11 protein-coding genes are annotated in these 12848 nt (G+C 65.3%); 3 read left to right on the plus strand and 8 right to left on the minus strand.

Features of this window, described 5'->3' with window-relative positions; translation table 11 throughout:
• Nucleotides 1-65: 65 nt before the first annotated feature.
• Nucleotides 66-902 (minus strand): helix-turn-helix domain-containing protein, encoded by an 837-nt coding sequence (locus AZ34_RS03870; protein WP_051509510.1) that lies wholly within the window; start codon nucleotides 900-902, stop codon nucleotides 66-68.
• Between the two features lie 141 nt (nucleotides 903-1043).
• Between AZ34_RS03870 and AZ34_RS03875 the strand changes: the two genes are divergently transcribed.
• Nucleotides 1044-1451, plus strand: coding sequence for a hypothetical protein (locus AZ34_RS03875; protein ID WP_035604996.1), 408 nt, complete (start codon nucleotides 1044-1046; stop codon nucleotides 1449-1451).
• A gap of 67 nt (nucleotides 1452-1518) precedes the next feature.
• On the opposite strand, the gene AZ34_RS03880 is transcribed toward AZ34_RS03875, so the two are convergent.
• Nucleotides 1519-2475: a complex I NDUFA9 subunit family protein gene (locus AZ34_RS03880; protein WP_035604999.1), complete on the minus strand. Its 957-nt coding sequence runs from the start codon at nucleotides 2473-2475 to the stop codon at nucleotides 1519-1521.
• Nucleotides 2472-4697: a lytic transglycosylase domain-containing protein gene (locus AZ34_RS03885; RefSeq protein ID WP_231495453.1), complete on the minus strand. Its 2226-nt coding sequence runs from the start codon at nucleotides 4695-4697 to the stop codon at nucleotides 2472-2474. The genes AZ34_RS03880 and AZ34_RS03885 overlap by 4 nt, the downstream gene beginning before the upstream one ends.
• Before the next feature lie 33 nt (nucleotides 4698-4730).
• On the opposite strand from AZ34_RS03885, the gene AZ34_RS03890 reads away from it, so the two are divergent.
• Both AZ34_RS03890 and AZ34_RS03895 read left to right on the plus strand, forming a co-directional pair.
• Nucleotides 4731-5339, plus strand: coding sequence for a 5-formyltetrahydrofolate cyclo-ligase (locus AZ34_RS03890; protein ID WP_035610828.1), 609 nt, complete (start codon nucleotides 4731-4733; stop codon nucleotides 5337-5339).
• 167 nt (nucleotides 5340-5506) lie between these two features.
• Complete coding sequence (locus tag AZ34_RS03895) at nucleotides 5507-5836, plus strand: PsiF family protein (RefSeq protein ID WP_081767067.1); 330 nt, start codon at nucleotides 5507-5509, stop codon at nucleotides 5834-5836.
• 123 nt (nucleotides 5837-5959) lie between these two features.
• Here the strand turns inward: AZ34_RS03895 and AZ34_RS17520 are convergent, their stop codons facing one another.
• The 5 genes from AZ34_RS17520 to holA form a co-directional block, all read right to left on the minus strand.
• Nucleotides 5960-6913, minus strand: coding sequence for a porin (locus tag AZ34_RS17520; protein ID WP_051509513.1), 954 nt, complete (start codon nucleotides 6911-6913; stop codon nucleotides 5960-5962).
• A 217-nt stretch (nucleotides 6914-7130) separates the two neighbouring features.
• Nucleotides 7131-9011: a potassium transporter Kup gene (locus AZ34_RS03905; protein ID WP_035605001.1), complete on the minus strand. Its 1881-nt coding sequence runs from the start codon at nucleotides 9009-9011 to the stop codon at nucleotides 7131-7133.
• A gap of 46 nt (nucleotides 9012-9057) precedes the next feature.
• A complete protein-coding gene (gene gshA, locus AZ34_RS03910; protein ID WP_035605005.1) occupies nucleotides 9058-10368 on the minus strand; it encodes a glutamate--cysteine ligase in 1311 nt (436 codons plus the stop codon).
• Nucleotides 10369-10437: 69 nt separating this feature from the next.
• Nucleotides 10438-11778: a glutamate-5-semialdehyde dehydrogenase gene (locus AZ34_RS03915; protein WP_081767068.1), complete on the minus strand. Its 1341-nt coding sequence runs from the start codon at nucleotides 11776-11778 to the stop codon at nucleotides 10438-10440.
• Between the two features lie 21 nt (nucleotides 11779-11799).
• Nucleotides 11800-12846, minus strand: coding sequence for a DNA polymerase III subunit delta (holA, locus tag AZ34_RS03920; protein WP_035605009.1), 1047 nt, complete (start codon nucleotides 12844-12846; stop codon nucleotides 11800-11802).
• Between the last annotated feature and the right edge of the window lie 2 nt (nucleotides 12847-12848).

A 12848-nucleotide genomic window follows, 5' to 3' on the forward strand; every position in this document is an offset into this window, starting at 1 on the left:
GCGGACCATGGTCTGCCCCTCGATGTGCGGCGGGCGAGGCGCCTTGGGTGTTCGGTCGTTAGGGTTCAGTCCGCTGCGGCGAACTGGTGCAGCAGCGCGTCGGTGGCAGGGTCCGAAGGGTAGAAAAGTTCGATGCTGAGTTCGGCCAGGGTGATGTCGCGCGGCGTGCCGAAGGCTGTCATGGTCGTGAACAGCGAGAGCCGATGGCCGCCGATTTCCATCTCGCAGGGGATCAGCAGCTCGGGCGCGCCGCTGGCGGGGCCTGGCGTTTCCAGCAGCGCAGCCACCTGCGGGTAAGCCAACACTTCCTGCTCCAGCGCCCTCAACTGAGGATCGCGCGATTCCTGCACCTGCCGGCGCAACGTGCGCAAGAGATAACCGCCCCATTCGTGCAGGTTTCGGGTGTGTGCCGCGTAGCCTTCGGGGTGCAGACTGGCGCGAAACATGTTGACGCCCGGTTCGCGCAATGCGGGTGGCAGCAGGGCGATCAGGCGCTGTGCGGCGCTGTTGGCCCGCACCACGTTCCAGCCGCCGTCCAGCACGACGCCGGGGTAGGGGTCGTGCGCGTGCAGCAACTTGTCCAGGGCGGCGTGGATCTGTGCCATCTGATCGGAGGCCAGGGGCTGCTCGGTGTAGCGCGGCGCGTAACCTGCCGCCAGCAGCCACACATTGCGGGTGCGCAGCGGCAGGGCCAGGCGCTCGGCCAGGGCCAGCAGCACCTCGACACCGGGCCGGGCACGTCCGGTTTCCACATAGCTCAGATGGCGGGTCGAGATGCCTACGTCCAGCGCCAGGTCCATCTGGCTCAGGCGCCGTTGCTGACGCCATTCGCGGATGAGGGTGCCAATGCCGCTGGTTGGGGCGTGGCTCGAAGGTGTGGCGGTTGGATGCAAGGTGTTCATGGGGACGGCGTTGTGTGGAGCACTCAAGGTACTCAGCTTGCGGCATTGTGCGCAGCGTTTCCATGACCTCGGAGGTCATCGACGTGCCGCGTCTCGGGACGGACACTGACAGCGTCATCAACGACGCAAAGGAGTTTCACCATGTCCTCTCTCACTTCCGTGCTCTCCTCGCCCCGCCTTCTCCACCTCGCGCTGCGCGGCGATGCGGTCAGCGGCATTGCCATGGGCCTGCCCCTGGTGGCCTGGGCCGATCCCCTGGCTGTCTGGCTGGGCATGCCCGCGCAACTGCTGCTGGCCTGTGGGCTGGCGCTGTTTCCCTTCGCGGCCCTGATGCTGCTGGCCGCCCGCAGCGCACGGCCCCCGGCGGCGCTGGTCTGGCTGGTGTTGCTGGGCAATGTCGGCTGGGTGCTGGGCAGCGTCTACCTTGGATTCGTGCTGCCGCTGACCGGTCTGGGGCAGGTGTTCCTGGCGGGCCAGGCAGTGGCAGTCGTGCTGTTGACCGAGCTGGAATACATGGGCTGGCGGCGCCTCACCTCCGCGCGTGGCTGAGTCCCTGTGCTGCAGGGTGTCAAAGGGCGCGTCAGCCGTGTCTGAACGCTCAGCGCCTCGCGCTGCGTCAGCGGGCGCGCAGGGTCTGCAGTCGGTCGGTTTGTCCCAGATAAGTGGGGGCGATCGCTGCTGGCGAGGTCGCGGTGATGCCCAGCGTGTCCAGGCCAGGCAGGCGCCCGGTGGCCACATTGGGTACTTTCATCGAGTCCAGGTTGTCCCGGCTCATCAGCGGCTCGCCGGGCGCGCATTCCATCAGCAGAGCCTGCAGCCGGCCGAGCGGCGCCGGCAGCGCGATCACCGGGCGCGGCACGCCGGCCGCGCGGCCGGCCAAGCGAACCAGATCGCGCAGACTCAGGACCGAGGGGCCGCAAAGTTCATAGGTCTGGCCGACCGTGCGCGGGTCGAACAGGCAACGGGCCACCGCTTCGGCCACGTCGACCACCCAGACTGGTTGGAAGCGCGCCTCGGCGCCGGCCAGCGGGACCAAGGGAAAGACGCGCTGCAGCGCGGCAAACAGGTTCAGGAAACGGTCGCCCGCGCCGAAGATCACGCTCGGGCGCAGCACCGTGAGTTGCAGGCCGGCTCCGTCTGTTGCCTGGGTTGCTTCCTGCAGAACGGCTTCGCCCCGGCTCTTGCTGCGCAGGTAGCGAGAAGGCGCGGTGGTGGCGGTCGCCGGGTCGGCACCCAGCGCGCTGATGTGCACGATGCGCTGCACACCCGAGGCCAGGCAGGCCCTGGCCAGCTTGCGTGGCAATTCCACATGCACGCGTTCGAAATCGGCCTCGCGCCCCTGCAAGATGGCCACCAGATGGACCACGGCGTCGTGGCCGGGCAGCAGGCGGCGCAGGGTGGCTTCATCGTGCGCGTCGCCCTCCAGCACGGTCAGGCCGGGCAAGTGCTGCACGGAGCGTGCATGCTCGGCACGGCGCGTCAGCACCGTGACGCCACAGCCTAGTCGGATCAGGTGTTCACAGACATGCCGGCCGACAAAGCCGGTGCCACCGAGCAGCAGCACGCGTTTCATGGCAGTTCTTCCACCGGTTCGGGCTTGGCCACGCCCTGCGGTCCGACATAACCCAACCGGGCCTTGAGCGACTGGGGCTGACCGCTGAGCACGGCAGCGTAGTTGACGGTGTTGGGCAACACCTTCTTCACGTAGTCCCGGGTTTCGCCAAAGGGGATGTTCTCGATCCAGATGGCGGCTTCCAGCACGGGGTCGCTGGCATCGCCGCGCCAGAGGCGGGCACGGCTCGGCCCCGCGTTGTAGGCGGCGGCGGCCATGGGCATGGAGCCGTCGAAGGCTTCGAGCACCAGTTGCAGGTAGCTGGAGCCCAGGGCGATGTTGGTGTCGCGATCGGTGATCTGCTTGGGCTTGTAGTTGCGCAGTCCGATGCGCCGCGCGGTCCAGTGCGCCGTTGCGGGCATGACCTGCATCAATCCCGCCGCGCCCACGCTGGACTGGGCTTCGGCGATGAAACGGCTTTCCTGCCGGATCAGGCCGTAGATGAAGGCCGGCTCCAGGCCAGTCTGGATGGCGCGCTGCTGCACTTCCTCGCGGTAGGGCGTGGGGAAGCGCTGCGCGTAGTTCATGAACGTGCGGGTGCGGTCGCTGGTGTTGATGCAGCGGTCCCAGACCTGGGCCTCGCAGGCCAGGGCCGACGCCGACAGCAGCTCACGGTCGCTCATGCCGCCCGGCACATGCAGGCCGATGGTGTAGTTCCATTCGCGCACGCCTTCGTCGCGTAGGCCGATGCGGATGGCCAGCAGGGCGCGCTGCAGGCCTGGGTTGTCTCGCGCCGCCTGCAGTTCGTCGGCGCTGGGGGCCGTCTGTTCGGTGGGCGCGGTGATGGTTTGGCCCAGTTCCTCCAGCGCGAGCTGGCCATAGAAGTGGCTGGGCGAGGCGATGGATTGCAGCAAGGCCCGGGCGCGCTGCTCGGCGTCCGGCATCTGCAGCGCCAGCACGGCGCGGGCGCGCCAATAGACCCAGGTCGGGTCACGCATCTGCGCGGGGCTCAGGGCGGCGATGGCGTCGTGCACCTGCTGCCAGTCATTGGCCCGCAAAGCGGCGCGCACGCGCCACAGCAGATGGTCGCTGTGCATGCCGGCGACATCGCCCTGCGCGTAGTACTCCAGTGCCCGGTCGGACAGCAGGCGCGCGGCGCGCTTGCCGATCACGCCCCAAATCCAGTTGCGTTCCTCGTCGGTCAGCTGGGCGCGCCAACGCAGCTTGTTCAGTTCCTCGGCGGCGGCATGAGGGTCGTTCGAGGCCATGCGCACGATGGCCAGCGTGACCCATTCGCGGGTCTTGGGGCGGAACGCCGTGAGGTTCTCGTCCAGGTAACGCTTGGGACCCGCGTACAGCTGGTTCAGGCCGACGGCCCAGGCTGGGTTGAGCAGGCCCACGGCCTGCTGGGCGATCTGCGGCTGGTCGAACTCAAAACCCAGGCGCGCACGCCGCCAGACCACCATGGGGTCCAGCTTGTCATCCTGCAGCAGGCGGCGGGCAGCGGCGGCGCAACCCTCGCCGGGCGTGAACAGCTGACCCAGCCACAAGTCGCTGACTTGTCGGGCGATGGCTTCGCTCACTTCGGCAGGGGTGTTGCTGCCTTCGCGCGCATAGGTCGCGTGCAGGGCGTGACAGCGCACCTCGGGGTCGTCGTGCATGCGGAACTTGGCATATTCCGTCTCGAACCGGGCCCAGTCACGCCGTTTGCCCAGGATCAGCAGCCAATCGTTGCGCAGACGGTCTTCCAGGTAGGTGCCCGCGTACCGGGTCAGGAAGGCTTCGATGTCCGCTGTCTTGGCGTCTTCGAGCCGGGCGCTCAGTTCCCAGTACGAGGCCCAGATTTCCAGGGCGTGGCCGCGCACCTGCGGCAGCAACTCGGCCATGCGGCGACGGTCCAACTTCTTGTAGGCCATGCCCATGTCGCCCAGCAGAACGTCCTGGCGGGACTTGCTCCAGCTTGCCACAGGCGCCGCCGAGGCGACCACGGTCTGCGCGGTTGCAGCGGCGCCTGGGTTGGGCGTGGCAGGCGCGGACACAAGAGGCGTCGAAGCTGCAGCAGGCTGGGCCGAGGACGCTGGTGTCACGGTGCCTGCGCTCACATGAGCGGGCGGGGTGAGCAGGAAAGCGGCTGGGACGTCCGGCGCGGCCTCTCCCTGCGCCGAAGCAACTTGGTTTGCGGCCAGCAGACCGCAGCCCAGGGTCAGGCTGACCGTCGATGTCAGAATAGCTCGAAACTTCATGCGCAAATTATGACCATGACCGGGCCCCGCGATATGTCAGAAAAAACCACAGGATTAAGGTCAGAAAAACAGGAACTGCGCAAGCGCCTGATCGCCGAGCGCCTGAACCTGCCTGACCGGATGGGCCGGGCGGCGGCCTTGCAGCAGGTCATGCGCATCTGGCTGATCGGACGCCCAGATTTGGTGATAGGCGCCTACTGGCCCATCAAAGGGGAATTTGACCCCTTGCCGGCCCTGCACCGCTGGAAGGAGGACGGTGAGTTGCTGGATCAGGCGCAGCGTCGCCGCATCGGCCTGCCGGTGATCGACAAGGTGCACAAAACGCTGACTTTCCACGCCTGGTACCCCGGCTGCCCGATGGAAGAAGATGCCTATGGCATTCCCAAACCCAAGGACACGGAAGTCATCGTTCCTACCCTGCTCTTTGTGCCCTGCGTGGGTTACGGCCCCGGTGGCTACCGCCTCGGCTACGGCGGGGGGTTTTACGACCGCACGCTCGCAACCCTGCAGCCCAAGCCCCATACCGTGGGTCTGGGTTATGCCCCGGGGTTTGTCGACGACCTCGAGCCCGAGCCCCACGATGTGCCGCTGGATGCCATCCTCAACGACAAGGGCGTGGTCTGGCCGGTGGGTATGGGCTGAGCCGTACCGAGCCTGAAATCCGCTTGGACCATCGCCTTCGGTCTGCGGTATTGATTTCCGAGTTTGGATTCCCAAGGTCTTGGCTTTGGCGCCGTGCAGCGACTGGATGAGGCTGGACAGAGGTGCTGGAATGAATGCCCCAGCAACTTCGTTCAAGAGGCTTCATCATGAAATCATCTTCTTTGAAATATGCACATTGGGCTTTTCAGCTCAGCTTGGCCCTGGGCTTGGCCGTGGGGCTGAGTTATGTCTGGGCGGCCGCGCCGACGCAGGCCGCCACGAACCCGCAGACCGGCGCCGCAGCCAAGCCCACCAAGCCGGCGGCCGTGGCGCAGGCGCAGCCGGGCAAGGAGGCGGAGAAGAAGCACACGCAGCAGGAACGCATGAAAAACTGCAATGCCGAGGCCAAAAGCAAAACTTTGAAGGGTGATGAACGCAAGACCTTCATGAGTCAGTGCCTGAGCAACAAGCCGGAGGCACAGGGGGCGAAGAAGTAGGTCGGCAGATGCGGGCTTTTTTGGGCTGCCGCATGAAAAAACCCGTGCAGCGTGAGCTGCACGGGTATTGCTTCGACTGTCTCAGGTCGGCGCCAGATCAAGGAACCGAACTGGAAACAATAATCAGAAGGTCAGGATCAGGCCCGCAGCGAAGCCGGATACATCTTCACCACCATTGTTCAGGCCAGTGAGAGATTTCTTGTCGGCGGCAGCGAATTCACCGTAGGCGTAGACGCCCTTGAAGATTTCCTTGCTGGCATACAGCTCATAGGACGAACCTTCGGTCTCGGTTTCCGTGCCGTAGCCGAAGCCGACGGACACACCGGAGATGGTGGTCACGGCGCCGAGCTGGATGCCGGTGGCAAAGTCACCACGGGTGTGGTAGCCGAGGTTGGCCTTGAAGGCGCCGAAGTCATACTGGAACGCTGCGCCCATGTAGTCTTCGCTTTCCTTCACGGTATCGTCCTCGGTACCGGCGGTGGCAAAAGCGGCGGAGACGCTGATGGGGCCGCTGGCGAAGGTGGCGCCGACGGAAACGATATCTTCCTCTTCGGTGTCGGGCTTGGCCTGAACCAGGCTGGCCGACAGACTCAGCGAACCCATGGTCGGTGCAATGTACTTCAGGACGTTCGACACCTGGGACTGGCCCCACATGTCGGTGCCAGCATGAACAGCCGAGCTGGTCGTGTTGGACCAGCCGTTGTAGTCGTAGCCAATGAAGTGATCGAAAGCGACGTTGTCTTGCACGCCGTAACGGACTTCACCCAGGCTGCCCGACAGGCCGGCCCAGGCTTGGCGATTGAATACCTTGTCAGCAGCACTTTGCGCGCCCGTCGAGCCGTTGAAGCCGCCTTGGTAGTTGAAGTTTGCCTTCACGCCATTGCCCACGTCGGTGCTGCTCTTGATGCCGAAACGGGTGGTGGAATTGCCATTGCTGCCGATGAGGGTGTCAGCATCTTCGGCGACTTCTTGCTTCACGCCGAAGTCAAACAGACCATAAACAGCAGTTTGGGCTTGGGCGGCGCCCGCGAAGCCCAGGGCGGCCACTGCTGCGGCGGAAATCAGAGCTTTTTTCATGTGAAAAGTCCTTGAGGGGTTGAACAAAGTCTTCGAAAGACCGTGGGGAATTATGACAGCCTAGTCACAGCCGTCTGGGTGAATCGGCATGCAAAAAGCATGCCTCGAGCCTGTACTAGTTGCGTTCTAGCAACAGGGAATAACGCGGACGGAATGCCGGTGCGGCCCATCTCCTCGTCCTCGCCACCCCATACGTGGACGAGACGAAGCTTGCAGCTCAGATTTCCACCTTGCTGCCCAACTCCACCACCGCGTTGTTCGGCAGGTTGAGGAAGTCGGCCGCCGCGCTGGCGTTGTGGTGCATCTGGGCGAAGAGTTTTTCGCGCCAGGCGGCCATGCCGCCGCCCAGGGTGGGCACCACCACGTCACGCGAGAGGAAGTAGCTGGTGTTCATCGCGTCCATCAGGCAGCCGCGGTTGCGCACCGGCTCCAGCGCGGCAGGCAGGTCGGGGTCGTTCTTGAAGCCGTAGTTGACGATGACCTGCCAGCAGTCATGGCCCAGGGGCGTGATTTCGATGCGCTTGTCCAGGCCGATCCAGGGCGTCTCGTGGTTGCGCACGGTGACGAAAAGGTTGTTCTCGTGCAGCACCTTGTTGTGTTTGAGGTTGTGCAGCAGGGCGTTGGGCACCGCCCCAGCCTCGGAGGTCAGGAAGACTGCCGTGCCTTCGACCCGCACGGGCGGGCTGATGAACACGGCGTCCAGGAAGCTGCGCAGGTCGATGGCGTCGGCATGCTGCTTGTCCGCCAGCAGGCGGCGACCGCGTTTCCAGGTCAGCATCACGGTGAAGATGACGATCCCGATGAGCACGGGAAACCAGCCGCCATCCACGATCTTCAGCATGTTGGAGGCGACGAGCAGCAGGTCGATCGCGAAAAACAGGCCCGTGGCGGCGACACACAGCGCCAGTGGCAAGCCCCAGGCGTAGCGGATCACGAAGAACGTCAGCACCGTGGTGATCAGCATGTCCGTGGTGACGACGATGCCGTAGGCCGAGGCCAGCGCGGTGGAATTGCGAAACAAGCCCATCGCCAGCACGATGGCCGCGAACAACAGCCAGTTGACCGCCGGGATGTAAATCTGCCCGGCCTCCCGCACCGAAGTGTGGTGTATCACCATGCGCGGCAGATAACCGAGCTGGATGGCCTGTTTGGTGACGGAGAAAGCCGCAGTCAGCAGCGCCTGGGAAGCGATGACGGTGGCCGCGGTGGCCAGCACCACCAAGGGCAGCAGGGTCCACTCACGCAACTGTGGCGGCACCATCAGGTAGAAGGGGTTGCTGACGGCGCTCGGGTCTTCCAGCAACAGTGCGCCCTGGCCAAAATAATTGAGCAGCAACGCGGGCATGACCACGGAGAACCAGGCCAGGCGGATCGGTTTCTTGCCGAAATGGCCCATGTCAGCGTACAGCGCCTCGGCCCCGGTGACGGTGAGCACCAGCGCACCCAGCAGCAGGAAGGCGATGCCCGGACTGCCCAGGATGAAGTCCAGGGCGTAGTGCGGGCTGACTGCATAGAGGATGGTCGGGTGGCGCGCGATCTGCGTGACACCCAGCACGGCCAGCACGATGAACCACAGCAGGGTGATGGGCCCAAAGAAGCGGCCGATGCGACTGGTGCCATGCTTTTGCACGAAGAACAGGGCGAACAGGATCAGCAGCGCGGTAGGAATGATGTACGGGTGCAGGCCGGGCGCCACCAGTTCCAGGCCCTCGATGGCCGAGAGCACCGAGATTGCCGGCGTGATCACGCCGTCGCCGTAGAAGATGGCCGTGCCGAAGATGCCCACCAGCAGCAGCACTCGACGCAAGGGCGGTCGGTCCTTCACTGCCTGCGAGGCCAGGGTCAGCATGGCGATCAGGCCGCCTTCGCCGTTGTAGTCGGCGCGCAGGATCAAGGTGACGTACTTGAGCGAGACGATGACTGTCACGGTCCAGAACACCATCGAGAGGATGCCGTAGACATTCTCGGGCGTGAAGGCGATCAGGCCCGAGCTGAACACGACCTTGAGCGCGTACAACACGCTGGTGCCGATGTCGCCGTAGACGATGCCGATGGCGCCCAGCGTCAGGGCGGCGAGGGATGATTTGGTGGCGCTCATGGGGATGGCGCTGGGCCTTGGTAGGTGGGTCCGGCTGGCCGCCGGTTCAGGCGTAGACCTCGGCCTCGGGGTCCGTGGCTTCCAGTTCGTAACTGGAAGCCAGCAGGCCCAGGCGGGCAACGACGCCGTACATGTAGAAGCGGTTGGGCACGGAGGCACCGGGCTTCGCGCCGGGCTGCGGCAACTGGGTGCTCTGGTCGAAGGCCAGGGGTACGTAGCTGGCGCCAGGCGCGTTCAGGTTTTCGTCCTCGCTGCGTTCGGCGTGGATGCGGTAGAAACCGCCGACCACGTAGCGGTCCATCATGTAGACCACGGGCTCAGCCACGGCGTCGTGCATGCGCTCGTGCGTGAGCACACCTTCCTGGATGATGACGCTGGGGATGTTCTTCTGCGCGCGCAGCTTGGCGCGGGCGCGTTCGTTCAGGACTTGCAGGTCTTTGGCGTCGCGCACGGTCATGATGCCCTTGCCGTCCGTGCCATTGTCGGCCTTGACCACGACAAAGGGCTTTTCCTTGATGCCGTATTCCTTGTACTTGCGACGGATGCGCGCCAGCAGGGTGTCCACGTTGCTACTCAGGCATTCCAGGCCGGAGTCCGTGTCGGTGTCCGAGAACGCCACGCCCTCGCATTGCTCATGCATCGGCGTGATCAACCAGGGATCGATGCCCAACAGCTTGCCCAGGCGTTTGGCGACTTCTTCGTAACTCTTGAAGTGGCGGCTCTTGCGCCGAAGGCTCCAGCCCGCGTGCAGCGGCGGCAGCAGGTACTGCTCGTGGATGTCTTCCAGGATGCCGGGAATGCCGGCGGACAGGTCGTTGTTGAGCAGGATGGTGCAGGGGTCGAAATCCTTCAGCCCCAGGCGGGTCTTGCTGCGCACCACGGGCTCCAGCGTGATGGACTCGCCGCCGGGCAGCGCGATGGTGGTGTTCTTCTTGATCGAGGGGCTGATGGAGCCAATGCGCACGTTCAGCCCGGTCATGTGGAAAATGCGCTGCAACTGCGCGATGTTGCTCAGGTAGAAGGTATTGCGCCCGGCGTTCGCGGGGTCGATGTTCTCGGGGATGAGCAGCAGGTTGCGCGCTTCCGGACAGATTTTCTCCACCGCGGCCATGGAGGCCTGCACGGCCAGGGGCAGCATCTCGGGCGTGAGGTGATCCCAGCCCCCGGGGAATAGGTTGGTGTCCACCGGCGCGAGCTTGAAGCCCGCGTTGCGGATGTCGACCGAGCAGTAGAAAGGCGGCGTGTGCTCCATCCACTCCAGGCGGAACCAGCGTTCGATGGCTGGCATGGAGTCCAGCACGCGCTGTTCTAGCTCGTTGATCGGCCCGGTGAGGGCGGTGATGAGATGCGGAACCATGCAAACCCTTTTTATTGATGGGGGGCGCGGACCGCCCGCATCCCGGAGGATGCGCGGCCCGCAGGAGTGTCACGTCCTGACTTCTCCCTGCCCCAGCACCACCCATTTGAGCGAGGTCAGCCCGGCGATGCCCACGGGGCCGCGAGCGTGGAACTTGTCCGTGCTGATGCCGATCTCGGCGCCCAGCCCGTACTCGAAGCCATCGGCGAAGCGCGTGCTGGCGTTGACCATCACGCTGGCCGAGTCCACCTCGCGCAGGAAACGCTGGGCATGGACATGGTCGCTGGTCAGGATGGCATCCGTGTGATGGCTGCCATAGCGGTTGATGTGGGCGATCGCCTCGTCCAGGCCGTCCACCAGCTTGATGCTGATGATGGGGGCGAGGTATTCGGTATACCAGTCCTGCTCGGTGGCGGTCGTCACGTTCGCGCCCGGTACCGAGGCCAGGATGGCCTGAGCTTCTGGGTCGCAGCGCATCTCCACGCCCTTGGCGGCGTAGATGGCGCCGATCTTCGGCAGGAATTCCCGGGCCACGTCGCGCGCGACCAGCAGGCCTTCGCTGGCGTTGCAGGGGCTGTATTTTTGGGTCTTGGCGTTGTCGGCCACGGCGACCGCCATCGCGATGTCACACGGCGCGTCGACATAGGTGTGGCAATTGCCGTCCAGGTGCTTGATCACCGGTACCTTGGCCTCGCGGCTCACGCGCTCGATCAGGCTGCGCCCGCCGCGCGGGATGATGACGTCGACAAATTCGGGCATGGCGATGAGCTGGCCGACGGCGGCGCGGTCGGTGGTGGCCACGAGCTGCACCGCGTCCTGCGGCAGACCGGCCTCGGCCAGGGCGTCCCGCACCAAAAGAGCCAGCGCCTTGTTCGACTCGATCGCTTCCGAGCCGCCGCGCAGGATGCAGGCGTTGCCACTCTTGATGGAGAGGCTGGCTGCCTCGATGGTCACGTTCGGGCGGCTCTCAAAGATCATGCCGAACACGCCCAGCGGCACGCGCATCTGGCCCACGCGGATGCCCGAGGGTTGCTGGGTCAGGCCGGAAATCTCGCCGATGATGTCGGGCATGGCCGCCAGCTGTTCGCAGCCCAGTGCCACGGTGTCGAGGATCTTGGGCGTGAGCTTGAGCCGGTCCACCATGGGGGCGCTCAGGCCCGCGGTCTTGGCGCGTTCCAGATCCACCGTGTTGTCGGTCAACAAGCTGGCGGTGTGTTCGCGCAGCCGCCGCGCCAGCGCGCGCAGCGCGGTGTTTTTGCTTGCCGAGCTGGCCTTGGCCATCAGGGCCGAGGCGGTCCGGGCCTGGGTGCCCAGGGTCTGCATCAGCGCGGTCAGGTCCCCCGCGGCAGCCTCGGGTGCGGCCCCGGACGCCGCCTGGGCGAGCAAAGGGGCTTTTTCTGGCGCGTTCATGGGCTCATTTTACGCTGGGGGCTATTGCACTGCACGGCAGACATCCATGGCGAGCCGGTGCAGGGCTTGCCAGCCGTCTGCGGGCCAGCCCGGTGCCTTCAGGCCTTTCACGATGCCGTCCACCTGGTGCGCGGCGTGGAGCAGATCGTTCAATTGGGCTTCCGACAGGCGTGGCAGCGCACGTTCGTAGAGCTTTTCCTTGACACCCCAAACGCGCTGTTCGCGCAGTGCCATGGGCAAGGGGCGCCCCTGGCGGATGGCGTCCTTGACACGTTTGAGGCCACGGATGTCTTCGGCGATGGCGTAGTGCGCCAGCACCCCGGCCTCGCCCTCGGCCTGCAGGCCGTCCAGCATTTTCTGCGTGCGTGCGGCCTGCCCGGCCAGCACGGCTTCCGCGAGTTTGAACACGTCATAGCGAGCGACGTTCAACACGGCGGATTCGATCTGCTCGAAGCTCAGGGTGCCTGCGGGGTAGAGCAGGGCTAGCTTGCTGATTTCCTGGTGCGCGGCCAGCAGATTGCCTTCGACCCGGTCGGCGAAGAATTGCAGGCTGCGCTGGCCTTCCTCGCCCTCGGTCACGCGCTGACCCTGGGCGCCCAGGCGCTGGGCGATCCAGGCTGGCAGCACGCGGCGCTCCACGGGGTCCACCTGCACGGTGACGCCAAAGCTCTCCAGCGCGCCAAACCAGGCGCCCTTCTTTGTTTGCATGTCCAGGCGGGGCAGCAGCACCAGGGTGAGTGTGCAGTCGTTGCTTTGCGCGGCCTCGGCGATCTGCTGCAAGGCGGCGCTGCCGTCCTTGCCCGGTTTGCCGCTGGGCACGCGGATTTCGACGATTTGCCGCTCCGCGAACAGGCTCAGACTACCGCCCGCAGCCAGCACGACGCTCCAGTCAAAATGCGCGCCGGACACCGTGTGCACGCTGCGCTCGCTATAGCCTGTGGCGCGTGCGGCCGCTCGGATGGCGTCTGCGGCTTCTTGCTGCAACAGGGGTTCGTCGCCGTGCACGGTGTAGAGGGGCTTGAGTCCCTTGCCTAGGTGAGCGGCCAGTTGCGCGGCGGCGACTTGCATGG

It is taken from the genome of Hylemonella gracilis str. Niagara R, from assembly GCF_000600295.1.
Lineage (GTDB): Bacteria > Pseudomonadota > Gammaproteobacteria > Burkholderiales > Burkholderiaceae_C > Hylemonella > Hylemonella gracilis_A.

Excerpts from the sequence above, each read along its gene's own strand:
- AZ34_RS03870 (WP_051509510.1), bottom strand. The coding sequence starts at position 902 with ATGAACACCTTGCATCCAACCGCCACACCTTCGAGCCACGCCCCAACC.
- AZ34_RS03875 (WP_035604996.1), top strand. The coding sequence starts at position 1,044 with ATGTCCTCTCTCACTTCCGTGCTCTCCTCGCCCCGCCTTCTCCACCTC.
- AZ34_RS03880 (WP_035604999.1), bottom strand. The coding sequence starts at position 2,475 with ATGAAACGCGTGCTGCTGCTCGGTGGCACCGGCTTTGTCGGCCGGCAT.
- AZ34_RS03885 (WP_231495453.1), bottom strand. The coding sequence starts at position 4,697 with ATGAAGTTTCGAGCTATTCTGACATCGACGGTCAGCCTGACCCTGGGC.
- AZ34_RS03890 (WP_035610828.1), top strand. The coding sequence starts at position 4,731 with ATGTCAGAAAAAACCACAGGATTAAGGTCAGAAAAACAGGAACTGCGC.
- AZ34_RS03895 (WP_081767067.1), top strand. The coding sequence starts at position 5,507 with ATGAAATCATCTTCTTTGAAATATGCACATTGGGCTTTTCAGCTCAGC.
- AZ34_RS17520 (WP_051509513.1), bottom strand. The coding sequence starts at position 6,913 with ATGAAAAAAGCTCTGATTTCCGCCGCAGCAGTGGCCGCCCTGGGCTTC.
- AZ34_RS03905 (WP_035605001.1), bottom strand. The coding sequence starts at position 9,011 with ATGAGCGCCACCAAATCATCCCTCGCCGCCCTGACGCTGGGCGCCATC.
- gshA (WP_035605005.1), bottom strand. The coding sequence starts at position 10,368 with ATGGTTCCGCATCTCATCACCGCCCTCACCGGGCCGATCAACGAGCTA.
- AZ34_RS03915 (WP_081767068.1), bottom strand. The coding sequence starts at position 11,778 with ATGAACGCGCCAGAAAAAGCCCCTTTGCTCGCCCAGGCGGCGTCCGGG.
- holA (WP_035605009.1), bottom strand. The coding sequence starts at position 12,846 with ATGCAAGTCGCCGCCGCGCAACTGGCCGCTCACCTAGGCAAGGGACTC.